The sequence below is a fragment of the Nocardioides sp. NPDC054178 genome (assembly GCF_055585005.1).
This window is the reverse complement of record NZ_JBVJKY010000009.1, coordinates 247564-273466: the sequence shown is the minus strand read 5'-3', so window position 1 is coordinate 273466 and position 25903 is coordinate 247564. Positions and strand designations below refer to the sequence as shown.

Here is a 25903-nt window from a genome sequence, read left to right as displayed (position 1 = left end):
GAATGCTACTCAGCGGAGCTCAGGCGCGCCGCCGGGCGAGGACGTCGAGCCAGACGTCGCCGAGGCGGCTGTCGGCGTGCCCGACCTCGAGCACCTCCCAGCCGGCCTCGTCCAGCGCCGCCCGGAGCGCGGGCTCGCGCCAGTAGACGAAGAGCCGCGGAGCCTCGATGTGACCGCGGTTGGTCCACTCCTCGCCGTCGCCCTCCTTCATCGACACGTGCAGCGCACCGCCGGGGCGGGTCACCTCCGCGAGCCGGGCGAGCACGGTCCCGAAGTCGTGGCGGGCCACGTGCAGCAGCGTCGCCGAGGCCCAGACCGCGGCGTAGGGGACGTCGGGATGGACCGGGTCGCGCAGGTCGTCGGTCAGCGGGTCCAGGCAGGCAGCGGCGTACCCCTGCTTGCGCAGGTGCGCCACGAACCCCTCGCTGATGTCGGTGCGCCGCACCCGCACTCCCCCGGCCTCGAGGGCCTTCGCGTCGTGGCCGGGCCCGGTGCCGATCTCGAGCACGTGGTCACCGGGCTCGAGCTCGGCCAGGAACCTGTCCAGGACCGAACGGGTCTCCTCGGAGAACGAGGTGCCCTGGACGTACGTCGCGACGCCGGCGTCGTAGGCGGCGACGGTCGCCCGCTTGGCGGCCGAGCGTACGTCCCACAGGTGGTGGACGACGTCGTGGAGGTGGTAGCGGCCCAGCGACTCGACGCTGAACACGTCGCCGTTGGACCGGGTCCCGCGACGGCCCCACGCGTCCGGCGGGACCTTCTCGTAGATCGTGGCGATCTCGTCGGCAGCGTCCATCAGCTGCTCGGCGACGACGGCCGGGTCCTGGCCGGCGTAGTCCTCCTCGCGGGCGGTCACGTCCTGGTCCCAGTTGGCGAACCGCGGCTCGTCCTCGGTCAGCATCTGCTGCAGCCGCTCGGCGAAGATGCGGTGGACGTCGCGTACGTGTGCCCCGTACTCCAGCGCCGACCACACCCCCGGCCGGGGGCGCTCGCGCGCGTTGTCGGCGGCGAGGTAGATCTCCCAGTAGGTCGCGTTGTCGCGCACGATCTCGGGCAGCTGGTCCGCGGTCACCGCACCGGCGACGAATCCACACTCCGGGCAGGGCCGGTCGAGGACCCAGGTCCAGTCCTTGGTGTCGGGCGTGATCGCGTCATAGGTCATGCCTCCATCTTGACGGCCAACCCGGGCGGCCACGAGCGAGATCCTGCCTGTGAGACGCGAGTTGCCGCCGCTCAGGTGAGCAGGAGCGCGTCGAGCCTGCGCCGCACGATCACCAGACCGACCGCCCCGAAGGCCAGCAGGTAGGCCACCGAGACCAGCGAACCCCACGACGGCACGCCGAGCGTCAGCTCTCGGCACAGCACGACGCCGCGGTAGAGGGGCGTGACCTCCACGACCCAGCGCAGCCACTCCGGATAGGCCGTCACCGGGAAGAACGTCGCACTGAACAGGAACATCGGCATCATCGCGAGGGTGACCTTCTCGAAGTCCTGCCAGGAGGTCATGTAGGTCGTCAGCGCCATCCCCACGGCTCCGAAGGCGGACCCGATGAGCAGCGCCGCCGGCACCACCAGGAGCGCCCACCACGAGTGGACGAGGTCCATCGCGACCATGATCAGCAGGAACGCGGTCACGTAGATCCCGCTGCGCAGCTGGTTCCACAGGATCTCGCCGACCGCGATGTCGCCCGTACGCAGCGGGGTGGCCAGCATCTGGTCGTAGAGCTTGTTGTACTTCAGCTTGAAGAAGAAGTTGAACGTCGCATCCAGCAGGGACCCGTTCATCGCCGAGGCCGCGATCATGCCGGGTGCGACGAACTCGCGGTAGTCGACCGGCCTCCCGGCGTACTCGAAGCCGACCACCATCGCGCCCACGCCGATCCCGATCGAGAACAGGTAGAAGACCGGCTCCAGGAAGCCGGTGATGAAGACCAGCCAGGCGCGCCGGTAGACCAGGATGTTGCGCCACAGCAGCAGCCGGGCGGCCTCGCCGCCCCGCAGCGGCCGGGCGACGGTGGCACCCACGGCAGCGGTGAAGAGCGCCATCTCAGGAGACCAGCCTCTCGTCGAGCTTGCGCACCGCGAGCCACCAGCAGACGCCCGCGAGCACCCCGAGGTAGGCGACGTGGACCGCGGCCAGCGCCCAGTCGACCTCGCCGAGCGCGAGCATCCGGGTCAGGTCGACTCCTTGCCACAGCGGCGAGGCCATCGCGACCTTCTCCAGCACCGGCCCGAGGTTGGCGACGGGGAAGAAGGTGCCGGAGAAGAGCGTCAGCGGGATCATCCCCAGCCTGAAGATCAGCGCGAAGGACTCCTCGCCCTTGATGGAGAGCGAGAACAGCAGCACCGGCGTGCCGAAGGCCAGCACGACCAGCCCCTGCACCAGCCACGCCGCCAGCACGCCCCACCACGTCTCGAAGACCCCGAACGGGGTCAGGACCAGCAGAAAGACCCCGCAGGCGAACAGCGTACGCAGCATCAGGAAGCCCAGCTGGGCGAGCACGATGTGGGAGGCGGTCAGCGGCGAGGCGATCATCGAGAAGTAGATCCGCTGCCACTTGACCATGCCGTAGACCGGATAGGTCATCTCGGAGAAGGCGATCGTCATCGCGTGGGCCGCGACCATGCCCGGCGCGACGAAGGCGAGGTAGGAGTCGGCGCCCTCCAGGGTGGCCGGATCGGCCTCGACGAAGCCCCCGAGCAGCACACCGAGCGCCAGCACGTAGAAGAACGGCGTCACGAAGGTCGTGATCACCCCGCCCTTCCAGGTGCGCGCCAGGACGGTGAGCCAGTAGTCGCCCATCCGCAGCGCGCCGGAGACCTGCCCCGCGGGCGCTGTCGGCCGGGTCACCGGCGCCGAGTCTGCGTAGTCGGCGTAGTCGGCCATCAGTCCACCAGGGTCCGGCCGGTCAGGTGCAGGAAGACGTCCTCGAGCGAGGAGCGCCGCACCAGGGTGGCCACCGGCGACAGGTCGCGGCCGTGGACGGCCTCGATGACCGCTTCGCCGTCGTCGCTGTAGAGCAGCAGCCGGTCGGGCAGCACCTCGACCCGCTCGGCGAGGTCCTCGACCTTGGCCGCCAGCGCCTCGTGCTCGCCGACGCCGAAGCGCAGCTCGGCGACCTCGCGGGTGGAGTGCTGCTGGATGAGCCCCAACGGCGTGCCGTGGGCCACGATCCGGCCCTGGTCCATCACGACGAGCTCATCGCACAGCTGCTCGGCCTCGTCCATGTAGTGGGTGGTCAGCAGCAGCGTCACGCCCGCCTGCTTGAGCCGGAAGAGCCGGTCCCAGATGACGTGGCGGGCCTGCGGGTCCAGGCCGGTGGTCGGCTCGTCGAGGACCAGGATCTCGGGTTGGTTGATCAGGCTCCGGGCGATCGTCAGCCGTCGCTTCATGCCGCCGGAGAGGTCGTCGACCTTCGCCTTGGCCTTGTCGGTGAGCTGGACGAAGTCGAGCAGCTCCTCGATCCGGCCCTTCACCTCGGCCCGCGGCAGCCCGAAGTAGCGGCCGTAGACGAAGAGGTTGTCGTAGACGTTGAGCTCGACGTCGAGGGTGTCCTCCTGGGGGCACACCCCGAGCCGCGCCTTGATCTTCGGCCCGTCCTTGGCCGGATCCATCCCGAAGACCCGCAGCTCACCCCCGCTCGGCGGCGAGACGCAGCAGATCATCCGCATCGTCGAGGACTTGCCGGCGCCGTTGGGCCCCAGGAATCCGAAGGCGACACCGGGCCGCACGGAGACGTCGATGCCGCGCACGGCCTCGAAGTCGCCGAACGACTTGCGCAGCCCACGCGCCGAGATCATCAGGTCTTCACCCACGTCGGCAAAGACTAGATGCGCGCACCGACAGTTTCGAGCCGGTTCGGATCGGTGCCTACCGGCCCTGCTGCTTCTGGCGCCGGTTGTAGTCGCGCATCCGCTGCGGAACGCCGACCACCGCGGCGTCGTAGGACGGGACCTGGTGCTTGTTGGCGAACTTGTGCGCCCACTGCGCCGACGGCACTCGCCGCCGGGTCCACTCGCCGTCGTGCGCGACCAGCAGCAGGGTCACCTCGCTGACGACGGTGCGCGGCTCGACGAACCCCTCGACACCACGCCGGGTCTTCACGAACTGCTCGAGGTGCTGCTGGTCGGTGGAGTCCGCGGCGCGCACCCTTGTGGATCCGGTGTAGCTCTCGCCCGTGGGACGGCTCATGCGCGTCCCACTGCGTCGAAAGCGATCGAACAGGCTCACCCTCCAATTGTGCAGGTAAGCGCCCAACCGCGCCCGATAAACCTGTTGGGCGCCTCCTCCGGGGTCGCCTATGTTGGAGCCTTTGACCCCATCGAAACCTGCCGCGACGGAGAAGCGATGAACCAGCCATGCCCGTAGACGACCTCGACGCCGAGCGCGAGCATCTGGCCGCCTCCCGGCAGGATCTGGCCCGGATGCGCCGGAAGGTGGAGTCGCTGGACTCCTCGACGGCCGGCAACTGGGTCAGCGCCGAGATCCTCGACGCGACCCTCGCCCACCGGCTGGAGCAGCTGGCCGACGATCCGGACGTGCCGCTCTTCTTCGGCCGGATCGACCGGACCGCTGCGCTGGGAGCCGAGAGCTTCCACATCGGCCGCCGTCACATCTCCGACAGCGTCGGCGACCCGATGGTCGTCGACTGGCGCGCCCCGGTCAGCGTCCCGTTCTACCGGGCGTCGCGGACCGAGCCGATGGGGCTGACCCGGAGGCGGCGCTACGGGTTCTCCCACGGGGAGCTGACGGCCTTCGAGGACGAGTCGCTGACCGACGCCGGCCCCGGGCCGGAGCACTCGGCGATCCTCGAGGCCGAGATCGAGCGGCCGCGCGTGGGGCCGATGCGCGACATCGTCGCCACCATCCAGCCCGAGCAGGACGTCCTGGTCCGCGCCGACCTGTCGCAGACGATCGTCGTGCAGGGTGCGCCCGGGACGGGGAAGACGGCCGTGGGGCTGCACCGGGCGGCGTACCTCCTCTACGCGCACCGCGACCAGCTGACCCGGCGCGGGGTCCTGATCATCGGCCCCAACGCCTCGTTCCTGCGCTACATCCGTGACGTGCTGCCCGCGCTGGGCGAGATCGAGGCCAAGCAGGCGACGATCGCGGAGCTGGTCGCCAAGAACGGGCACAAGAACGGGCCGGGCCATGGCGCCGTCCACGCGGAGGAACCCGCGCCGGTGGCGACGCTGAAGGGTGACGTACGCATGGCCGAGGTGCTCCACCGGGCCGTCTGGTCCCAGGTCGGCGAGCCCGAGGAGGCCCTGGTCGTCCCGCGCGGCTCGCGGCGCTGGCGGGTGCCTGCCTACGAGGCGCGGGAGGCGGTGGAGGGGCTGCGCGCCAACGATCTGAGGTACGCAGCGGCCCGGGCCCTGCTCCCGCGCGCCCTGGCCCACCGGGTGCTGGTGCAGATGGAGCGCTCGGGCGACTCACCCGACGACCGGGTGCACGACGCGGTGGCGCGAGCGAAGCCGGTCAAGGACTATGCCGCCGCGCTGTGGCCCGACCTCAAACCGGCGAAGGTGCTCTTCCGGCTGCTCACCGACGCGGCGTGGCTGGCGGAGGTCGCCGACGGGCTGCTCTCCGAGGCGGAGCAGGCGAGCCTGCTCTGGGAGAGGCCGCCGCGCTCGGCCGGTGCGGCGCGATGGTCGCTGGCCGACCTGGTGCTCCTCGACGAGATCGCCGATCTGCTGGACCGTACGCCGTCGGTGGCCCATATCGTCGCCGACGAGGCCCAGGACCTCTCCGCGATGATGCTGCGGGCGCTCGGGCGCCGTTCGACGACGGGGTCGCTGACGATCCTCGGGGACCTCGCCCAGGCGACCACGCCGTGGGCCTCCTCGTCCTGGGCCGACGCGCTGGCACATCTCGGCAAGCCGGAGGGCCATGTCGAGCAGCTCACGCGCGGCTTCCGCGTACCGGCCGACGTGATCGCCTACGCGGCCCGCCTCCTCCCCCACATCGCTCCCGGCCTGGAGCCACCCGTCGCGGTGCGCCGCGCCCGTGGCGACCTCACCTTCACCACCTCCTCGGTCGTGGAGGCGCTCCGCGACGCGCTGGAGCGCCCCGGGTCGGTGGGGCTGATCGTCCCCGACGCCTCGCTGGCGTCGGCGCGCGCCGAGCTGGACAGCGCCGGGCTCGCCTTCGCCGAGATCGGGGTGAGTGCCGATGAGGAGACGGAGTTCGACGCGCATCTCGACCTGGTCCCCGCGTCGCTGGCGAAGGGGCTCGAGTTCGACCATGTGGTCGTCTCGGACCCGGTCGGGATCGTCGCCGGGGAGCCCGACCGCGGCACCGGCCTGCGCCGCCTCTACGTCTGCCTCACCCGCGCGGTCACCTCGCTGGTCGTGCGCCACGACGACCTCCCCGAAGAACTCGGTGGCATCCCTGAGCGAGAAGATGCGAAGGTGGGCGCATGATCGACACGCGACCTGATCCGCTGGTGAAGGCCGAGTGGCCGCTACGCACCGAGCGGCTCGTGATCCGCCGGATGGTGCCCGCCGACATCGAGCCGACCTGGGCCTTCCGCGGGCTGCCCGAGGTGGCCGAGTGGGTCACGACCTCCTTCACGGACCTCGGGGCCTACCGCACGATCTTCGAGCACCCCGACATCATCGGCCCGGCCCTGGTGATCGAGCACGACGGCGTCATCGTCGGCGACCTCATGCTGCGGATCACCGACCCGTGGTCCCAGACCGAGGTGCGCGAGCGGGCCAACGGCACCCAGGCCGAGCTCGGCTGGACGATCGACCCCGCCCACCAGGGCAACGGCTACGCCACCGAGGCCGTACGCGCCGTGCTGGACGCCTGCTTCGGCCCCCTGGGTCTGCGCCGCGTCGTAGCGGAGTGCTTCGCCGACAACGAGGCCTCCTGGCGGCTCATGGAGCGCCTCGGCATGCGCCGCGAGTCGCACACGATCAAGGACTCCCTGCACCGGACCCGCGGCTGGCTCGACGGCCTCTCCTACGCGATCCTCGCCGAGGAGTGGGCCACCGTCAGTCGCTGAGCGCCGCATCGATCGCGGCCTCGCAGTGCAGCCTGGTCGTCGGGAACAGCGGCACACCGGCGTACGTCTCGATCGGCAGCAGCAGCTCGATCTCGGTGCACCCGAGGATGACACCCTCGCAGCCGTCGGCGACGAGCCGGTCGATGACCTCGAGGTACGCCTGTCGCGAGCTGTCCAGGAACGTCCCCAGACACAGCTCCTCGTAGATGATCCGATGGACAGTCGCCCGGTCGGGCTCGGTGGGGACGGTGACCTCCAGGCCGTGGCCCCGGAGCCGGTCGGCATAGAACGGCTGCGACATCGTGAACCCGGTCCCGAGGAGCCCCACCCGGCCGACTCCTGACGCAATGACCGCGGCCGCCGTCGTGTCACCCAGATGCAGGAACCGATCCCCGTACGTCTCCTCCAATGCCCCGGCCACCTTGTGCATCGTGTTGGTGGCCAGCACGATCACCTCGGCCCCGGCATCGCTGAGCCTCGCCGCTTCCTCGGCCAGCCGCTCCCCCGCACGCTCCCACTCCCCGGCGACCTGCATCTCCTCGATGTCGGCAAAGTCCACCGACCGCACGAGCAGATCCGCCGAGTGCAGTCCGCCGAGCCGCTTCGACGTGATCTCGTTGAGCAGGCGGTAGTACTCCGCCGTCGACTCCCAGCTCATCCCACCCAGTACGCCGATCCGTCGCATGCCCCTCAGTCTCCCCTGACGCCCAACTTCCGCCCTTGTCGCCCGCAGGGACCGCCCTTGCTTCGGCGCCTGACGGGCATGGGACCGTGGGTGGTCACGTCGGCGATGGTTCGTGCATCGTGGGCACACCTCGTGAACCGTTCCCACGCATCCCCGTCCAGACGAAGGACCGAGCCATGACCGACCGACCCGAGATCGTCTGTATCTGCGGCTCCGTCCGATTCGTGGAGGAGATGCGGGCGGCGAATCGGGAGCTGACCTTCGCGGGCGTCATCGTCGTCGCTCCAGGCGAGGCGGACGAGTTGGTCACCGAGGAGCAGAAGGCGGCCCTGGACGCCCTCCACCTCCGCAAGATCGACCTGGCCGACCGGGTCCTGGTCGTCAACCCAGGCGGGTACGTCGGCGAGTCCACGCGCAGGGAGATCGCCTACGCCCACGCCACCGGCAAGCCGGTCTCTTTCACCGATCCCGCCTGAGCACCGACGCCTCGTGGCGTAGGGACGAGTCTCGGCCAGCCTCAAGGCGGGCTGCTTGAAGGTCGTTGAGGTGGTCGGGCGCAGCGGGACAGTAGCGCCGACTCCGCGCCTGCGGGCAGGGCTGGTGCGCCGACACGTGGCGAGCACGGGTAGGCGCTTCGAATGGGGCGAAGCCGAGAGATGGGCTGCTGGCCGTGCCTTGGTGGAGCGGTTGATTGCGCTTCCGGTCAGGTGCGGCGGGTGAACCGGATGGTGCCATCCGGCAACCGCTCATGGACGTACGCGGGGTTGTGGGCGAGGCGGTGATGATGCGGACACAACAAGGCCCCGTCTTTGAGGTCGGTCTTGCCGCCAGCGGCCCAGGGGTCGAGGTGGTGGGCGTCGCACCATTCCGGGGGCATGTCACAGCCCTCGGCCTGGCAGCACTTCTGCCGCAACCGCAGTGCCTTGCGCTGGATCGGCTGGAAGAACCGACTGCCCCGACCGGCGTCGAGGACCTCACCATCTCCACCGAGCACCCAGGGGATGATGGTCGCGTTGCAGGCCATCCGCCGAGCCTCGGCGGCGGTGATCGTGGCCCCGTTGGTCTCGTCATAGCCCAACGTGGCGACCCCGAGGTCCTTACGCAGCTCCTCCAGCGAGATCACCACATTGACCACAGTGGCGTCACCCCCGTGGCGGGGCAGCGCGGCGGGGTCGAGGGTCTCCAGCAACCGGGCGAACCCCTGCCCCATCATCCGCTCCCACGGCGGCAACGGGCTGCCCTTGCCGACCAACTGCTGCTTGCGGGGCTGGGCATAGGCCTCGACCATCCGCTTGAACCGCATCCCCATCGAGACCGGCAAGACTCCCTCGAACCCGATGGTGCCGTCGTGGTTGTCCCACACCCGCAACGCGGTCTTCTGCTGGGCCCGTTCCTCCTCAGCCAGCAGCGCCTTGGCTTCGGCGTCCTCGAACCGGACCGGGTCGATCTCGACCAGGATCCGTTTGCCCACGATCCGCAGCTGGTTCACGGTCAACGTGCGCGCGTACTCGACCAGCAGCTTCTCAGCCACGACCAGATCCTCGGCAGTAGCGACCGGGTCCGTCTTGATCTTGTCCAACGCCCTCGTGATCACCCGGGCCTTGTCCAACGACACCACGCCCCCGGCCAGGCCGGCAGCGACCAGGTCGTATTGGGCGAGCTTGGTGGCGAGTTTGATCTGGGAGCGCGCCTCGCCTGTGTCGACCAGGAGTTCGGCCCGCATCCAGGCCGAGGCGTCTTTCGCGCCGGTCTCCTCCGCGATGTCGCCCGCAGATGCGAGCACCCGCAGTTTCAGCGCGGCCTGCATGGCCTGGAGCTCCTCCAGCCGTTCGAGCAGGTCCTTCTTCTGCTCGGTGCGCCAATAGGCGGGGTCACTGGCGAGGAGGTCGTGGAGGGCGGTCTCGATGGCCGCAAGGGCAGCGTCGATCGCGTCGCCGGGGTTGGTTCCCCAGTGGTCGATGTCGCGCCCGAGACTCATCGCCATCCCTTCCTTCAGAGGTGTGTTGTGATGGCTCTGAGTCTACGCCCGAACCGCTCTCTTTACCATCTATTTTCCCTGATCAGGCCCCGTTTTCGCGGTTAGCGAACGACGTCGTCCCTGTGGATAGTAAGTGGCCCGAAGGGCCACCCCTCACGCCCCAGCAACGCCATCCGTCCCAGGAACGAATCCGCTGCGCCACACCCCGGCCGCCGCCCCGATAGCCAGCCAAGTTTTTTCTCGACGGGCCCCGGTGTCCAGGACCGCGAAGCGGCCGGCGAAGCCGGCGGCCGCAGGCCGTCCTTGACTCCGGGGTTCGTCGAGAAGACCCTCGTGAAACGGGTCGGCGGCCCAGACCAGCCCCGAAGAGCGGTCACGAGACAGGGTGGTCTCGACAAGCTCGACCACCGAGAGCAACTGAATGCCGAGTCGGCGCATCTTGACCGGCTCGCTCGCTTCGCTTCGCGAGACACCGGTCAAGATCCGCCGACTCGGCAGGGTTACACGCCACCCTGCCACTGCTGCTCTCGACAAGCTCTCGACTACCCCATCACCGGTCGACGACCCAGACCCCTAAACGCGGCTGGCAAACCCGACACCCGCAGGGCGGCCTTGATGCTGGCCCGGATCGAGAAGACCCTCGTCATCGGGTCGGCGGCCCACGTAAGCCGCGAAGAACGGTCACGCGACAGGTGGTCTCGACAAGCTCGACCACCCGGCATCACGGTCTACGACACAGACCCCCAAACGCGGCCAGCGAAGCCGGCCCCTGCAGGACGTCTTCGACGCCGGACCATGCCGAGAACAGCCTCAAGAACCGGCCGGCGGCCCACACCAGCCCCGAAGAACGGTCACGCACAGGGTGGTCTCGACAGGCTCGACCACCGGCGTGAATGAATGCCGAGTCGGCGCGTCTTGACCGGCTCGCTCGCTTCGCTTCGCGAGACACTGGTCAAGATGCGCCGACTCGGCAGGGTTACGCCACCCCACTGCTCGTCGCTCCGGCTCGACCACCGACGCCGACGTACGGTCGAAAGCATGGGTATCCCACTCACAGACCGCCAAGAGCTCCTGACGCAGCCCCTGATCGCGGCACTCTCGGTCACCAGAGAGAACGGACAGGGACCGCTGACGGTGCCGATCTGGTACGACTACACCCCCGGCGGCGACGCCTGGTTCGTCACCGGCAAGGACTCACTGAAGACCAGACTGATCCGCGACGCGGGACGGTGCACGCTGATGGTCGAGCGGCTCGAGCCGACGGTGCGCTACGTGTCGGTCGAGGGGCCGGTGCGGATCGCGGATGCGGAAGAGGGCGAGGCGGAGGCGATGGCGCGGCGGTACCTGCCGCCCGAGGCAGCCGACGCGTACCTGGCCCAGGCGGCGAACTACCCGCCCGAGGTGACCATCCGGCTCTCGCCGGAGAACTGGCTCTCGGCCGACCTCGGCACCCTCTGAGGGTCGGCCGGCTGAGGGTCGGCGAGCTGCCGACGTACCGCAAGCGCGGCGGCCCGCCCTGCGCGACTGGCGCCGATGGTGCTGGCCGAGGGGCCGTAACCGACGAGCTGGACACGTGGGTCGTACGCAGCGGTGACGGCGGTCTGGACGTCGGCCGACTCGCGCAGCAGCGGGATCCCGCCGTGGGAGCTGCGCAGGTGGAGCGGCGCGAGGTGGGTGACCGCGGGCCGGAACCCGGTGGCCCACAGGATCGCGTCGACGGGCTCGAAGGCCCCCGAGTCCCACCGCAGCCCGGACGGTTCGATACGCGAGAACATCGGCAGCCGACGCTCGTAGACCCCGAGTCGGGCGGCCTCCTGCTCCTGGGGGCGCAGCGAGAGACCGGTTACGCTGACGACGCTCGCCGGCGGCAGACCGGCCTCGACCCGCTCCGCGACCAGCGCCACCGCCTCACGGCCACGCTCGGCGTCGAAGTCGGAGCGCCAGACCGGCTCCCGCCGGGTCACCCAGAGCACCGAGGTGACCGGCGCGAGCTCACCGAGGAACTGCACTGCTGAGGCTCCCCCGCCGACGACCGCGACGCGCTTGCCGCGGAAGTGGGCGGCGCCGGGATAGTCGTGGGTGTGCACCTGCTCCCCGAGGAAGGTCGAGGCCCCCGGGTAGTGCGGGACGAACGGCCGCGTCCAGGTGCCGGTCGCGTTGACCAGCGTGCGGGTGAACCAGGTCCGCCCGTCGGCCGAGTGCACCGCCAGCAGATCTCCGACGGAGGTCACCGACGTCACCGAGACGGGGCGTTCCACCGGCAGATCGTGCAGCGACTCGTAGAGACCGAACCAGCCCGGCACCGCGATGTTGGCCCGTTCGCCGGACTCCCCCGGCGCCTGCCCGTCCGGGAGGTCGGCGACGCCGTGCACGTCGTGCATCGTCAGCGAGTCCCAGCGGTGCTGCCAGGCGCCACCGGGGCGCCGTTCGGCGTCGAGCACGACGTGGCGTACGCCCAGCCGGCTGAGGTGGTAGGACGCCGACAACCCGGCCTGACCAGCACCGATCACCACTGACTCGTAGCTCTCCACGCACATCTCAACAACGGGCGCGCCGCATCCATGCCCGCCATGCCCGACGAACGGCTGCGGGAACACGTTCTACTTGACTAACCTCAGCAGAGTCACTCGGGACCGGGAGGTCAGGCATGAATCAGACAGCGACCGAGACACTGCGCGAGATCCCACCGCTCGCGCCGGGCGACCACGGGCTCCCCTGGGTCGGCCGGCTGCTGGACTACTCCCGCGACCCGGTCGGGTTCTACCGGCACCAGTGGGAGACGTACGGCCCGGTCTCGCCGTTCTTCCGCGCCGGCGAGCACGGCGTGGTGGCGCTCGGGCCGGACGCCTGCGAGGCGGTGCTGCGCAACAAGGACAAGGCCTACGCCAACGGGCCTGCCTGGGGGCAGATCGTCGGGCCGTTCTTCGACCGTGGCCTGATGCTGCTCGACTTCGACGAGCACCACGCCCATCGCCGCATCATGCAGGAGGCCTTCACCCGGGACCGGCTCGCCGGCTACACCACCGCGATGCACCCGGCGATCGAGCAGGGAATGCGCGGCTGGACGACCACCCCGGAGTTCCGGGCCTACCCGCGGCTCAAGCAGCTCACCCTCGACATCGCCGCGGACATCTTCATGGGTGGCGCGGCCGAGACCAGCCGCGCCGAGATGGACCGGGTCAACAAGGCGTTCATCGCCTGCGTGCAGGCGGCCGCCGGTGTCGTACGCGGCGATGTGCCGCTGACCCGCTGGGGCCGGGCGTTCCGCGGGCGGAAGGTGCTGGAGGGCTTCCTGCGCCACTACCTGCCCGCCAGGCGGGCCACCGCGAGCGACGACATCTTCTCGGTGCTGTGCCACATCGAGACCGACGACGGCGAGCGGTTCAGCGACGAGGACGTCGTCAACCACATGATCTTCCTGATGATGGCCGCCCACGACACCTCGACCATCACCACCTCGACGATGCTGCAGTACCTCGGCCAGCACCCGCAGTGGCAGCAGCGCTGCCGCGAGGAGTCCCTCGCTCTCGGCCCTGCCCCCACGATGGCCGAGATCGAGAGCCTCACCAGCCTCGACCTGGTGATGCGGGAGGCCCTGCGGCTGCGCGCCCCGGTGCCGGCGCTGATCCGGCGTACGGTCAAGGAGACCCGCCTCCTCGGGGTCCGCATCCCGGCCGACACGGGGGTGATGGTCGGGGTCCAGTTCAGCCACATGATGGAGGACTACTGGACCAACCCGACCGTCTTCGACCCCGAGCGCTTCGCGCCGCACCGCCGCGAGGACAAGAGCCACCGGATGGCGTGGGAGCCGTTCGGCGGCGGGGTGCACAAGTGCATCGGCCTCTACTTCGCCGGCCTGGAGGTCAAGTCGATCCTGCACCGGCTCCTGCGCACCCACCGCTGGACCGTCTCCCCCGCCTACCGCGCACCCCTGGACAACAGCTCGCTGCCGTTCCCGAAGGACGGCAACCCCATCCATCTGACCCGGATCCGAGGAGATCGATGACCACGAAGACAACGGCGGCCGAGAGCGTACGCCCCGGCTGGATCGACGAGTCACGGCTCGCCTCCTGGACCCGGTGGGTCTCGGCTCCGGTCTCGGGCGGCGACGGCACGCTGACCGCGATCGCGCCCTACGACGCCGAGCCGACCGCCCCGGTGCCGTCGGTCACCGCGGCGGACGTCGCTGAGGCGGCGGCCGCGGCACGGGCGGCACAGCCCGACTGGGCCACGCTGGCCTTCCAGGACCGCGCCGAGGTCATGCTCCGCTTCCACGACCTGCTGGTCGAGCGCCAGGACGAGGTGCTCGACCTGATCCAGTGGGAGATGGGCAAGGCCCGCTTCCACGCCTGGCAGGAGATCCTCCAGGTCGGCACCATCGCCCGCCACTACGCGCGTCGAGGCCCCACCTATCTCGCCGACAAGCGCGTGCGCGGTGCCATCCCCGGCGTCACCTCCGTGAAGGAGGTGCGGGTGCCGAAGAAGGTCGTCGGGATCATCTCGCCGTGGAACTACCCGCTCTACCTCGGGGTCGGCGACGCCATCCCGGCCCTGCTCGCCGGCGCGGCGGTGATCAGCAAGGCCGACCCACAGGCGCCGCTGACGCTGCTGTGGGCGCGGGCGCTGATGGCCGAGGCCGGCCTGCCCGAGCACGTCTGGCAGGTCGTCACCGGGCCGGGGGCGGCCACCGGTGAGGCGGTCATCGACAACGTCGACTACATCGCCTTCACCGGCTCGACGGCCACCGGACGGATCGTGGCCCAGCGCGCCGCGGGCCGGCTGATCGGCGCCTCCCTCGAGCTGGGCGGGAAGAACCCGCTCATCGTCCGCCGCGACGCCGACCTCGCCCAGGCCGCCCGCGGCGCCGTGATGGCGGCCTTCGCCAACACCGGCCAGATGTGCGTCCACATCGAGCGCGTGGTGGTGCACGAGGCCGTCTACGACGCCTTTCGCCAGGCCCTCGTCGCCGAGACGGAGGGCCAGGTGGTCAAGCAGGCCTTCGACTATTCGGCCGACGTCGGGTCGCTGGCCTCGCAGGCCCAGCTCGACAAGGTCACCGCGCACGTCACCGACGCGGTCGCGAAGGGTGCGACCGTGCTGGCCGGAGGCGAGCCGCTCGCCGAGGTGGGTCCGTACGCCTTCGCCCCGACCGTCCTGGAGGGCGTCACCGACGAGATGGACCTGTGTCTGGGCGAGACCTTCGGCCCGGTGCTCGCGCTCTACCGCGCCGGCAGCGACGAGGAGGCGGTCCGGATCGCCAACCAGGGCGAGGCCGGCCTCTCGGCCAGCGTGTTCAGCAAGAACCTGCGCGAGGCCGACATGATCGCTCGCCGCATCCGCGCGGGCGCGGTGAACATCAACGACGGCGCCGCCCTGGCGGCCGGGAGCATCGAGGCCGGGATGGGCGGCATGGGGTCGAGCGGGCTCGGTCGCCGCCACGGCGCGGACGGGATCCGGAAGTTCACCGACGCCCAGACCCTCGCCGCCTCCCGGATGGGCCCGATCGGGCCGTTCAAGGGCCAGACGGTCGAGAAGTTCGTCGCGCTCGGCAACGGGCAGCTCAAGGCGCTGCGGAAGCTGGGTGCCCGATGAGCGCGCCGACGACTGGCCCCGGCAAGCACAACCTCGCGGTGCTGGCCGAGGAGTCCTACGCCCGCCACGGCGACCACCCGATGGTCTTCTTCGAGGGCGCCTGGCACTCCTCGGGCGAGATCGCCGAGCGCTCCGCCCGGGTCGCCGGGGGCCTGCGCGAGCTCGGGATCGAGCCGGGCGACCGGGTCGTGGTGCTCACCATGAACACCCCGGAGGTCTTCGTCAGCTACCGCGCCCTGTGGCGCCTCGGCGCAGTGGTGACACCGGTGATCTTCCTGCAGACCCCGCCCGAGCTGCGTCACATCCTGGAGGACTCCGGGGCGAGGGCGGCCATCGTCACGCCCGAGCTGCTGCCGCTGGTGCAGGCCGCCTCCGAGGGGCTCGATCTCACCGTCATCGTGGCCGGGCCGGCTCCGGAGGAGGCGGGGGTGGTGGCGTACGAGAACCTGGAGAGCGCCGCCCCGATCGAGATCGCGCCTCGCGGTGACGACGACCTCGCCGCGCTGCTCTACACCGGCGGCACCACCGGGCGGGCCAAGGGCGTGATGCTCAGCCACCGCGGGCTGTGGGAGTCCGGGCACGCGCTCCACCGGGTCGGGGAGAGCCAGGGCACGACGCGGTGGCTGCTGCCGCTGCCGCTCTCTCATGCGTACGGCCTGATCGTGGTCATCAGCGGGATGCACTCCTCGCGCCCGCAGAGCTCGGTGCTGCAGCGGTGGTTCGACGCCAAGGGGTGGCTCGAGCTCGCCCAGGAGCACCGGGTCGAGTCGAGCACGGTGGTGCCCTCGATGCTGCAGATGCTGCTCGACCAGCCCTACCAGGACTACGACCTGAGCTCGCTGCGCTCCTTCGGCAGCGGCGGCGCGCCCTTGCTGCCGGCGCTGCGGGAGAAGGCCGAGGAGGCCTTCGGGGTGACGATCCTGGAGGGCTACGGCTGCACCGAGTCGAGCGCGGTCATCGCCGCCTCGACGGTCGAGGAGTCGCGGCCCGGCAGCGTCGGCAAGCCGCTCTCGCACGCCGAGGTGATCATCGCCGGGCCGTCCGGCGAGCCGGTCGCGACCGGCGAGGAGGGCGAGATCTGGGTGCGCGGCCCCGGGGTGATGCAGGGCTACTGGAACGACCCCGAGCAGACCGCGGCCACCGTGGTCGACGGCTGGCTGCACACCGGCGACATCGGCCACTTCGACGCCGACGGCTACCTCTACGTCGACGACCGGATCAAGGACCTGATCATCCGGGGCGGGTTCAACGTCTTCCCGCGCGACGTCGAGGACGCCCTCCTCGCCCACGAGACGGTCACCGCGGCCGCGGTGGTCGGCCGCCCCGACGCTCAGCGAGGCGAGGAGGTGGTCGCGGTCGTCGCCCTCCATCCCGGCGCGCGCACGACCCCCGAGGAGCTGATCGCCTTCGCCAAGACGCGGCTCGCGGCGCACAAGTACCCCCGCGAGGTCCGGATCCTCGACGCCGTCCCCGTCACCAGCGTCGGCAAGACCGACAGGAAAGCCGTACGCAGCCTGGTCCGCACCACCGAAGGAGAGTCATGACACGCCAGATCGAGGGAACCGCCGTCATCATCACCGGAGGCGCCCGGGGCATCGGCCGCGCCACCGTCGAGCGGCTCGCCCGCGCCGGAGCGAAGGTGGCCGTCGGCGACCTGGACCCGGACCTGCTCGCCGACGTGGTCGACTCGTCCGGGTCGCGGGTCGCGGCGGCCCATCTCGACGTCACCGACCCCGCGTCGTGGCGAAGCTTCCTCGAGACGGTCGCCGACCTGGGGCCCTGGGACGTGCTGGTCAACAACGCCGGGATCATGCCGCTCGGGTCGGTCCTCAAGGAGGATGACGCGCTCACCCGCGCGATCTTCGAGGTCAACGTGCACGGCCCGATCAACGGGATCAAGGCGGTCGCGCCGGCGATGGTCGAGCGGGGCCGGGGCCACATCGTCAACGTCGCCTCGGCGGTCGGCCGGGTGCCGGTGCCCGACGCGGCGACCTACTCGGCCTCGAAGTTCGCCGTGGTCGGCTTCTCCGAGGCGCTGCGTCTCGAGCTGGCACCGGCCGGGGTCGACGTGTCCCTCGTCCTGCCGACGGTGGTGCAGACCGAGCTGGCCGACGGGGTGCCGCCGGCCAAGGGGATGAAGCCGGTCACCGCCGAGGACGTCGCGGAGGCGATCGAGTCGGTCATCCGCGAGCCCCGGCCCGAGGTCTGGGTGCCCAACTGGGCCCAGTCGCTGACCAAGATCACCCAGGCGATGCCACGCCGGTTCCAGGACTTCGTCGACCGCGCCACCAACGCCTCCCAGCTGCTCGCCGGCGTCGACCCGGCGGCGCGGGCGGCTTACGAGGAGCGGGTGCGGCGGAACGTACGGTAGGGGTGGGATTGGCCCAGGAGACGAGGGGCCGATTGGCCGGGCGCGGAGGGCCGCTCTCTCACTAGCGTCGGAGGCGTGAAGAACGACGGACTCTCCGTGCCCCAGGGCGCGGCTCTCACCCTCGGTGCGGTGCTCGGCACCGGTGTCATCTCCCTGCCCGCGCTGGCCGCGAGCGAGGCCGGACCGGCCTCGCTGGTCGCCTGGCTGGCCCTGATCGTGCTCTCGGTGCCGCTCGCGGCGACCTTCGCCGCGCTCGGGGCGCGCCATCCCGACGGCGGCGGGGTGGCTACGTACGCACGGCTCGCCTTCAATGCGCACGTCTCGACCATGGTGGGCTGGGCGTTCTACCTGACGATCGGCGTGGGGGCGCCGGTCGCGGCGGGGTTCGGCGGGGCGTACGTCGCCGACGCGTTCGGGGGTGGCCGGAACATGTCGCTGGCCGCGACGGCGGGCATCATCGTGCTGGTCACCGTCATGAACTGGTTCGGGATCAAGGTCTCCGGGGGCTTGCAGCTGGCGATCGCCGGGGCCATCGCGGTGCTGCTCGCGGTGGCGGTCGTGGTGGCGCTGCCACATGCCGAGCTGGGGCGGCTCACGCCGTTCGCGCCGCACGGGTGGGGCTCGGTCGGCACCGCGGCGGCGATGCTGGTCTGGGCGTTCGCGGGATGGGAGATCCTCTCCTCGCTCTCGGCCGAGTACCGCGACCCGGCGCGCGACATCCGCCGGGCGACCTTCCTCGCCCTCGGCGTCGTGACGGTGCTCTACCTCGGGATCGCGTTCGCCACGGTCGCCTCGCTCGGCTCCACCTCCGGTGCCGCGCCGCTGGCGGACCTGCTCGTCCTGGGCTTCGGGGAGCCCGCACGGCCGGTGACCGCCGTGGTCGCCGTGCTGCTCACCGTCGGGGCGATCAACGCCTACTTCGCCGGAGGCTCGCGGCTGGGAGCGTCGTTGGCCCGCGAGGGCGCGTTGCCCCGGTTCCTGGCCGACCCCGCGTCCGGCATCCCGCGCCGCTCGCTGCTCGCCGTGTGTGCCGTGGCGCTCGGTTCCCTCGCGGTGATCTGGGTCGCCGGGGCCTCGACCGACGCACTGCTGCTGATGGCCTCGGGCACCTTCTCCCTGCTGTACGTGGTGGGTGCCGCAGCCGCGCTGCGGCTGCTCCCTCGGGGCACCGGGTCGTGGTGGGCGGCGGTCTGCTCGATGGTCGCGGCGCTGGTGCTGCTGGGACTCACCGGCGCCCATCTGCTCGGCCCCGTCATCTGCGGTGGCGCCGGCCTGGTGTGGTCGCTGGCCCGCTCCCGACGAGGCCGTTCACACCCAGCCCGCGAGCTGGCCCAGGCGCTCGAGCCCGCGCGGGAGGGTCTGTGTCCGGACGGCTCCGTAGCCTAGGACGAGCCCGTCTCGGCCGGGCAGCAGCCGGTGAGCAGTGATCGTGTCCAGCGCCAGCCCCTCGGTCGCGGCGCGTCCGGGCAGGTCGGCGGGGAGATCGGCGTGGGCCGAGAGGTGCAGTCCGGCGGCCGACGGGAGCACCTCGACCGGCCAGGTGTCGAGGGTCTCGAGGAGGATCGAGCGGCGCTCGGCGTACGTCTTGGACGCCTTGCGTACGTGGCGGGCGAGCAGGCCCTCCTCCAGGAAGCGGGCCAGGGCGGCCTGGGGCTGGACGGGGCCGAAGCCGTCGCCGAGCTGCTTGGCGGCCAGGAGGCTGTCGACGAGGGAGCCCGGGGCGACCAGGTAGCCGGTGCGCAGGCTGGGCAGCAGCGACTTGGAGAAGGTGCCGACATAGATCACCCGACCCTGGTCGTCGAGGGCGTGCAGCGGCTCCAGGGGGCGTTCGGTGAACCGGAACTCGCTGTCGTAGTCGTCCTCGACGATGCCCGCGCCGTGGGTGTCCGCGAAGGCGAGGAGGGCTCGGCGGCGTGGGAGGGAGAGGCGTACGCCGAGCGGGAACTGGTGGCTCGGGGTCGTGTAGACGAGCCTTGTCTGCTCCGGGATGCGGTCGACGACCAGGCCCTCCTCGTCGACCGGGACCGGCACCACCTGAGCACCGTGGGAGGCGAAGAGGTCGCGCGCGGACGGGTAGCCCGGGTCCTCGACGGCCACGATGTCGCCCGGCTCCAGCAGCACCCGAGCGACGAGGTCGAGCGCCTGCTGGGTGCCGCTGGTGACCACGATCTGGTCCGGGTCGGCGCGTACGCCGCGGTGGTAGGCGACGGTGTGCGCCAGCGCCTCGCGCAGCCTCGCCAGACCGGCCGGCGAGGCGTAGGTGCCGGGATTGTGGCCGCGTAGCCGCGACTCGGCCGCGAGGATCCGCCGCCAGGTGTCGAACGGGAAGAGCTCGGCGTCGGGAATCCCCACCCGCAGGTCGTACGCCGGGACCGCCGCCTCCGCGCTGGTCGGACGTGGCGCCCACTGCCAGCTCGGGCGCGGTCTCAGCGATCCCGGGGTGGTCTCCTTGCGCTGCCGCGTGGTCTCGGCGACGTACGTCCCCGCGCCCACGCGCGACTCGCAGAACCCCTCCGCGACCAGCCGCTCGTAGACCGTGGCGACGGTGTTGCGGGAGATGCCGAGGTCCTTGGCCAGCGCGCGACTGGCCGGGAGCCGGTCGCCCGCCTTCAGCCGGCCGTCGGCGAGCGCGTCGCGCAGGGCCTGATAGAGCGAGGCGGATCTGACCGACCGGTCGGTCAGATCGAGCGCGAGGTCCACAGCGGGATTGGATCACCTGGGCGCCGAATGCGCGATTGTTTTCCAGACATCCGGCCCACGTCAGGGAATGGTCGGCAGTCCGAGGCGGGCGATGATCTCCTCGGCGGTCTCGGCCGCGGACAGACGCGTGTTGTCGACCACGGTGTGCGGGAAATGCAGCGGGAACGGCATCTCAGGTCCGGTCGAGAGCACATGGCGCTCGTTCCAGTCCACGGCGTTGGCCCTCGCCCACTCGGTGTCGCGCTTGGACGGTTTCGCGGCCAGCCGCTCCGGGGTGCCCTCGCGGCTCAGTCGGGTCGGCATGTCGGCGTACAGCTCGACGCAGTCGACCTTCCCACCCGCCTCGACCACGGGCGCAACCAGATGAGAGACGGCTCGCGCGTCCTCGGGGAGCTCGAGTGCCCAGACAAAGGTGAAGATCAGCCCGGGGAGCTCGGAGGCCACCGCCTCCTCGATCACTCGCCGCCGGAACTCGTCCTTGAGCACCCCGAACGAGGGCATCTCCCAGTCGAAGACCTCCAGCAGCGGCTCGATCGTGGCGTGGTTGTGGAAGAGGCGGTACGGCGTGCGCGCCGCGATCTCCCGGCCCACGCTCATCTTGCCGACCGCTGGTGGGCCGAAGAGGTTGATGAGATGCATGGGGTCAGTGTGGCCGCTGAGTGTCGGTGGTCGCGACTAGGTTTGTCCTCATGAGCCAAGGAAATGGCTTCGGGCTCCCCCTCAGCGACACGTCTCAGGCGTTGGGGCAGTTCAGCGACCCTACGCGTACGTGGTTCAAGGCCGCCTTCGCGGCGCCCACCGCGGCGCAGGCCGGCGCCTGGGAGGCGATCGGGGCGGGACGCAACGCGCTGGTGGTGGCGCCGACCGGGTCGGGGAAGACGCTGAGCGCGTTCCTGTGGTCGATCGACAAGCTCCTGACCGAGCCGGTGCCCGAGAAGAAGGAACGCTGCCGGGTCCTCTACATCTCCCCGCTCAAGGCGCTCGGGGTCGACGTCGAGCGCAACCTGCGCAGCCCGCTGGTCGGGATCCGCCAGACCGCCGATCGGCTGGGCGTCGAGGCGCCCGAGGTGCGCGTCGGGGTGCGGTCCGGCGACACGACCGCGGCCGACCGGCGGCGCCTGACGACCACTCCCCCCGACATCCTGATCACCACGCCCGAGTCGCTGTTCCTGATGCTGACCAGCCAGGCCCGCGAGACGCTGCGCAGCGTCGAGACGGTGATCGTCGACGAGGTCCACGCGGTCGCGGCGACCAAGCGTGGCTCCCATCTGGCGCTGACCCTGGAGCGTCTCGACGCCCTGTTGGAGAAGCCGGCGCAGCGGATCGGGCTCTCCGCGACCGTGCGGCCGCTGGAGGAGGTCGCGCGCTATCTCGGCGGCGCCCAGCCCGTCGAGATCGTCGCTCCGCCTGCCGAGAAGCGGTGGGACCTGAGCGTCGTCGTACCGGTCGAGGACATGACCGCGCCGAGCCCCTACAGCGAGGACGAGGACGACGACCCGCAGCGGGCCTCCTCGATCTGGCCCCACGTCGAGGAGCACGTCGCCGACCTGGTCACCGCCCACCACTCCACCATCGTCTTCGCCAACTCCCGCCGGATCGCGGAGCGGCTGACCGCCCGGCTCAACGAGATCGCCTCCGACAGGGTCTTCGAGACCGGGCCCCCGCCCGCGCAGGTGATGGCGCAGTCTGGGCAGTCGCACGGCGCGGCCCAGGTGATCGCCAAGGCTCACCACGGCAGCGTGTCCAAGGAGCAGCGGGCGCTGATCGAGGACGACCTCAAGTCCGGCCGGCTACCGGCGGTGGTCGCGACCTCCAGTCTCGAGCTCGGCATCGACATGGGCGCCGTCGACCTCGTCGTCCAGATCGAGTCACCGCCGAGCGTCGCCTCCGCGCTCCAGCGCGTCGGGCGGGCCGGCCACCAGGTCGGCGAGGTGTCTCGCGGGGTGCTGTTCCCGAAGCACCGCGGCGACCTGGCCCAGACCGCGGTGTCGGTGCAGCGGATGCGTCAGGGGCTGATCGAGTCGATGAGCCTGCCGGCCAACCCGCTCGACGTGCTCGCCCAGCAGATCGTCGCCGCCACGGCGCTGGACACCTGGGACGTCGAGGAGCTGTTCACGCTGGTCAGGAGGACGGCGTCGTACGCCACCCTCCCCCGCTCCGCCTACGACGCCACCCTCGACCTGCTCGCCGGGCGCTATCCGAGCGAGGAGTTCGCCGAGCTGCGACCGCGCATCGTGTGGGACCGGGTCGCCGGGACCGTGACCGGGCGCCCCGGAGCGCAGCGGCTGGCCGTCACCAGCGGCGGCACCATCCCCGACCGCGGTCTCTTCGGCGTCTTCATCGCCGGGGAGGGTGCCGGGCGGCGGGTCGGTGAGCTCGACGAGGAGATGGTCTACGAGTCCCGGGTCGGCGACGTCTTCGCGCTGGGCGCGACGTCGTGGCGGATCGAGGACATCACCCACGACCGGGTGCTGGTGACCCCGGCCCCGGGGGTCCCGGGGCGGCTGCCGTTCTGGAAGGGCGACTCGCTCGGCCGGCCCGCCGAGCTCGGCGAGGCGGTCGGTGCCTATACCCGCGAGCTCGGCGCGCTCCCGCGGGCGAAGGCGGAGGCGCGCGCCCAGCAGGACGGCCTGGACGCCTACGCGGCCGCCAATCTGGTCACCTACCTGCACGAGCAGGCCGAGGCGACCAACGTCCTCCCCTCCGACAGCAACATCGTCGTCGAACGGTTCCGTGACGAGCTCGGCGACTGGCGGCTGGTGGTGCACTCCCCCTACGGCCGGCCGGTGCACGCCCCGTGGGCGCTGGCGATCAACGCGCGGATCCGGGAGCGCTACGGGGTCGACGGGCAGGCGATCGACAGCGACGACGGCATCGTGATCAGGCTTCCCGACACCGACGCCGAGGCGCCGACCGGCGAGATCATCGTCTTCGAGCCCGACGAGATCGAGGACCTGGTCACCACCGAGGTCGGTGGCTCGGCGCTGTTCGCCAGCCGGTTCCGCGAGTGCGCGGCGCGCGCCCTGCTCCTGCCCCGCCGCGACCCCGGCCGCCGCTCGCCGCTGTGGCAGCAGCGCCAGCGCTCCGCCGCCCTGCTCGAGGTCGCCTCCCAGTACCCGAGCTTCCCGATCATCCTCGAGGCCGTACGCGAGTGCCTCCGCGACGTCTACGACCTCCCCTCCCTCGTCGGCATCCTGCGCCGCATCGAGCGCCGCGAGATCTCGATCGTCGACGTCGCCACCCCGACCCCGTCGCCCTACGCCCAGTCGCTCCTGTTCGGCTACGTCGCCCAGTTCCTCTACGAGGGCGACTCCCCCCTCGCCGAACGCCGCGCCGCCGCCCTCACCCTCGACCAGGGCCTCCTCGCCGAGCTCCTCGGCCGCGCCGAGCTCCGTGAGCTCCTCGACCCCGACGTCCTCGCCGAGGTCGAGTCCGAGCTCCAGCGCCTGGCCCCCGGGCGCAAGGCCCGAGGCGCCGAAGGCATCACCGACCTCATCCGCACCATCGGCCCCCTCACCCTCGACGAGATCACGGCCCGCACCACCCTCGCCGAGGCGTCACGTACGTCGGCCGAGGGGTCAGCCCCGTCGGGCGAAGCGTCAGGTACGTCGGGCGAAGCGTCAGGCAGGTCGGGCGAGACGTCAGGTACGTCGGGCGAGGCGTCAGGTACGTCGGGCGAGGCGTCAGGTACGTCGGGCGAGACGTCACTTACGTCGGGCGAGACGTCACTTACGTCGGCCGAGACGTCACCGACTGACGTTTCGGCCGACGCCAGTGACGCCTCGACCGACCGGAGTGACGCCTCAGCCGACCGAGGTGACGTCTCGCCCGACCGCGCCGACGCCTCGCCCGACCGGGGTGACGTCTCCGCGGCGCTGGATAACCTCGCCACGGCCCGGCGGGTGGTCGAGGTGCGGGTGGCCGGGGAGGCTCGGTGGGCGGTGGTCGAGGATGTGGCCAGGCTCAGGGACGGGCTGGGGGTGGCGGTCCCTCCGGGCGTACCGTCGGCGTTCACCGAGCCGGTCGAGGATCCGGTCGGCGACCTGGTCTCACGGTATGCACGCTCGCACGGGCCGTTCACGGCAGCAGATGTGGCCGCGCGGCTGGGGCTGGGTGAGGCGGTCGTCCGGCATGCCCTGGCGCGGCTCTCGGCGCGCGGGCGGGTGCTCGACGGGGAGTTCCGGCCGGGCGGGAGCGGGCTGGAGTGGTGTGACGCCGACGTGCTCCGGATGCTGCGCCGGCGCTCGCTGGCCCGGCTGCGAAAGGAGGTCGAGCCGGTCGAGCCGGCGGCTCTGGGCAGGTTCCTTCCGGCGTGGCAGAGGACGTCCGTACGCAAGGGCGCGCTGCGTGGGGTCGACGGGGTGCTGAGCGTGGTCGACCAGCTGGCCGGCTGCCCGGTCCCGGCCAGCGCCCTGGAGACCCTGATCCTGCCGGCCCGGGTGATCGATTACGAGCCGGCGTTCCTCGACGAGCTGACCGCCGGAGGCGAGGTGTTCTGGGCCGGTCACGGCACCCTGCCCGGCACCGACGGCTGGGTCTCCCTGCACCCGGCCGAGACCGCGGAGCTGACCCTGCCTTCGCCCGCCGAGATGCCGCCGGGACCGCTCGCCGAGCGGCTCCTGGAAGCGCTCGAGCCCGGCGGCGCCTGGTTCTTCCACCAGCTCGCCCGGACGGTGGCGGCCGACGCCGACACGACACCGAGCGACGCCGACCTCAGCGCGGCCCTGTGGGACCTGGTCTGGTCGGGTCGGGTCAGCAACGACACCCTGCTCCCCCTGCGGGCGCTGACCCGCTCCGGCACGCCGTCGCACCGCTCCCGCAGACCGCCGCCGAGAGCACGCGGCGGCCGCTACACCGGTGGCGCGCGGATGCCGGCACGAGCCGGCCTGCCGGAGACGGCCGGGCGCTGGACGATCCTGCCCGAACCGGATCCCGACCCGACCAAGCGCGCCCACGCGGCCGCCGAGCGGCTCCTGGACCGCCACGGCGTGGTCACCCGCGGCGCGGTCCAGTCCGAGCGCACGCCTGGAGGGTTCGCCGCCGTCTACAAGGTACTCAGCGCCTTCGAGGAGTCCGGCAGAGCCCGGCGGGGCTACTTCGTCGAGGGCCTCGGCGCCGCCCAGTTCGGCACCGCGGGCTCGGTCGACCGTCTGCGTACGTTCTCCCGGGTCGAGCCGAGCGACAAGCCGGTCGCGCTCGCGCTGGCCGCGACCGACCCCGCCAACGCCTACGGCGCGGCACTCCCTTGGCCGGTCGCGGAGGAGGGCCACCGGCCCGGCCGCAAGGCGGGCGCGATCGTGGTGCTGGTCGACGGCGAGCTGGCGATGTACGTCGAGCGCGGCGGCCGCACCCTGCTGACCTGGTCCGAGGACCCCAACCTTCTCGAGCCGGGCGCCGAGGCCCTCGCCGATGCCGTCCGGCGCGGGGCGCTGGGACGGCTCACGGTCGAGAAGGCGGACGGCGCCCCGCTGCTCGGCTCGGGCGACACCCCGCTGCGCCAGGCGCTCCAGTACGCCGGCTTCGTCGCCACCCCGCGCGGCCTGCGCCTGACCTCGCAGAGCAGGTGA

Annotated in this window: 20 protein-coding genes; 10 read left to right on the top strand and 10 right to left on the bottom strand. The window is 71.4% G+C overall.

Annotated features, from left to right (window positions below; translation table 11 throughout):
• Positions 1-19: 19 nt before the first annotated feature.
• The 5 genes from ACZ6WN_RS27065 to ACZ6WN_RS27045 form a co-directional block, all read right to left on the bottom strand.
• Complete coding sequence (locus ACZ6WN_RS27065; protein ID WP_465869181.1) at positions 20-1162, bottom strand: DinB family protein; 1143 nt, start codon at positions 1160-1162, stop codon at positions 20-22.
• A 71-nt stretch (positions 1163-1233) separates the two neighbouring features.
• Positions 1234-2046, bottom strand: coding sequence for an ABC transporter permease (locus ACZ6WN_RS27060; RefSeq protein WP_465869179.1), 813 nt, complete (start codon positions 2044-2046; stop codon positions 1234-1236).
• 1 nt (position 2047) lies between these two features.
• Positions 2048-2887 (bottom strand): ABC transporter permease, encoded by an 840-nt coding sequence (locus tag ACZ6WN_RS27055; protein WP_465869178.1) that lies wholly within the window; start codon positions 2885-2887, stop codon positions 2048-2050.
• Positions 2887-3816, bottom strand: coding sequence for an ABC transporter ATP-binding protein (locus tag ACZ6WN_RS27050; protein ID WP_465869177.1), 930 nt, complete (start codon positions 3814-3816; stop codon positions 2887-2889). Before ACZ6WN_RS27050 ends, ACZ6WN_RS27055 begins: the two co-directional genes overlap by 1 nt.
• Positions 3817-3871: 55 nt before the next feature.
• Positions 3872-4192 (bottom strand): hypothetical protein, encoded by a 321-nt coding sequence (locus tag ACZ6WN_RS27045; RefSeq protein WP_350840555.1) that lies wholly within the window; start codon positions 4190-4192, stop codon positions 3872-3874.
• A gap of 167 nt (positions 4193-4359) precedes the next feature.
• On the opposite strand from ACZ6WN_RS27045, the gene ACZ6WN_RS27040 reads away from it, so the two are divergent.
• Positions 4360-6423: a HelD family protein gene (locus ACZ6WN_RS27040; RefSeq protein WP_465869176.1), complete on the top strand. Its 2064-nt coding sequence runs from the start codon at positions 4360-4362 to the stop codon at positions 6421-6423.
• Positions 6420-7010 carry a GNAT family N-acetyltransferase gene (locus tag ACZ6WN_RS27035; RefSeq protein WP_465869175.1) on the top strand — a complete coding sequence of 197 codons (591 nt, stop codon included), beginning with the start codon at positions 6420-6422 and terminating at the stop codon, positions 7008-7010. The genes ACZ6WN_RS27040 and ACZ6WN_RS27035 overlap by 4 nt, the downstream gene beginning before the upstream one ends.
• Here the strand turns inward: ACZ6WN_RS27035 and ACZ6WN_RS27030 are convergent.
• Positions 7000-7695, bottom strand: a complete 696-nt coding sequence (locus ACZ6WN_RS27030) for an aspartate/glutamate racemase family protein (RefSeq protein WP_465869173.1) — start codon at positions 7693-7695, stop codon at positions 7000-7002. The genes ACZ6WN_RS27035 and ACZ6WN_RS27030 overlap by 11 nt on opposite strands.
• Before the next feature lie 176 nt (positions 7696-7871).
• Here ACZ6WN_RS27030 and ACZ6WN_RS27025 point away from each other — a divergent pair, with 176 nt between their 5' ends.
• On the top strand, positions 7872-8171 hold the full coding sequence (locus ACZ6WN_RS27025; RefSeq protein ID WP_465869172.1) for a hypothetical protein: 300 nt from the start codon (positions 7872-7874) through the stop codon (positions 8169-8171).
• 227 nt (positions 8172-8398) lie between these two features.
• Here the strand turns inward: ACZ6WN_RS27025 and ACZ6WN_RS27020 are convergent, their stop codons facing one another.
• Positions 8399-9673, bottom strand: a complete 1275-nt coding sequence (locus ACZ6WN_RS27020) for an HNH endonuclease signature motif containing protein (protein ID WP_465869171.1) — start codon at positions 9671-9673, stop codon at positions 8399-8401.
• 1038 nt (positions 9674-10711) lie between these two features.
• On the opposite strand from ACZ6WN_RS27020, the gene ACZ6WN_RS27015 reads away from it, so the two are divergent.
• On the top strand, positions 10712-11131 hold the full coding sequence (locus ACZ6WN_RS27015) for a pyridoxamine 5'-phosphate oxidase family protein (protein ID WP_465869170.1): 420 nt from the start codon (positions 10712-10714) through the stop codon (positions 11129-11131).
• Here the strand turns inward: ACZ6WN_RS27015 and ACZ6WN_RS27010 are convergent.
• On the bottom strand, positions 11062-12204 hold the full coding sequence (locus ACZ6WN_RS27010) for an NAD(P)-binding domain-containing protein (RefSeq protein WP_465869169.1): 1143 nt from the start codon (positions 12202-12204) through the stop codon (positions 11062-11064). The two genes, ACZ6WN_RS27015 and ACZ6WN_RS27010, sit on opposite strands and share 70 nt — an antisense overlap.
• Positions 12205-12320: 116 nt before the next feature.
• Here ACZ6WN_RS27010 and ACZ6WN_RS27005 point away from each other — a divergent pair, with 116 nt between their 5' ends.
• From ACZ6WN_RS27005 to ACZ6WN_RS26985, 5 genes are all read left to right on the top strand, one after another.
• Positions 12321-13679 carry a cytochrome P450 gene (locus ACZ6WN_RS27005; RefSeq protein WP_465869167.1) on the top strand — a complete coding sequence of 453 codons (1359 nt, stop codon included), beginning with the start codon at positions 12321-12323 and terminating at the stop codon, positions 13677-13679.
• Positions 13676-15265: a succinic semialdehyde dehydrogenase gene (locus tag ACZ6WN_RS27000; RefSeq protein WP_465869166.1), complete on the top strand. Its 1590-nt coding sequence runs from the start codon at positions 13676-13678 to the stop codon at positions 15263-15265. Before ACZ6WN_RS27005 ends, ACZ6WN_RS27000 begins: the two co-directional genes overlap by 4 nt.
• On the top strand, positions 15262-16809 hold the full coding sequence (locus tag ACZ6WN_RS26995; RefSeq protein ID WP_465869165.1) for a class I adenylate-forming enzyme family protein: 1548 nt from the start codon (positions 15262-15264) through the stop codon (positions 16807-16809). Before ACZ6WN_RS27000 ends, ACZ6WN_RS26995 begins: the two co-directional genes overlap by 4 nt.
• The gene (locus tag ACZ6WN_RS26990; protein WP_465869164.1) at positions 16806-17636 is read left to right on the top strand and encodes an SDR family oxidoreductase; all 831 of its coding nucleotides are present in this window, start codon (positions 16806-16808) and stop codon (positions 17634-17636) included. The genes ACZ6WN_RS26995 and ACZ6WN_RS26990 overlap by 4 nt, the downstream gene beginning before the upstream one ends.
• Positions 17637-17711: 75 nt before the next feature.
• A complete protein-coding gene (locus tag ACZ6WN_RS26985; protein ID WP_465869162.1) occupies positions 17712-19022 on the top strand; it encodes an APC family permease in 1311 nt (436 codons plus the stop codon).
• Here the strand turns inward: ACZ6WN_RS26985 and pdxR are convergent.
• Both pdxR and ACZ6WN_RS26975 read right to left on the bottom strand, forming a co-directional pair.
• A complete protein-coding gene (gene pdxR, locus ACZ6WN_RS26980) occupies positions 18945-20336 on the bottom strand; it encodes a MocR-like pyridoxine biosynthesis transcription factor PdxR (RefSeq protein WP_465869161.1) in 1392 nt (463 codons plus the stop codon). The two genes, ACZ6WN_RS26985 and pdxR, sit on opposite strands and share 78 nt — an antisense overlap.
• Positions 20337-20396: 60 nt before the next feature.
• Complete coding sequence (locus tag ACZ6WN_RS26975) at positions 20397-20975, bottom strand: DEAD/DEAH box helicase family protein (protein WP_465869159.1); 579 nt, start codon at positions 20973-20975, stop codon at positions 20397-20399.
• A gap of 50 nt (positions 20976-21025) precedes the next feature.
• Here ACZ6WN_RS26975 and ACZ6WN_RS26970 point away from each other — a divergent pair, with 50 nt between their 5' ends.
• The gene (locus tag ACZ6WN_RS26970) at positions 21026-25903 is read left to right on the top strand and encodes an Lhr family helicase (RefSeq protein ID WP_465869157.1); all 4878 of its coding nucleotides are present in this window, start codon (positions 21026-21028) and stop codon (positions 25901-25903) included.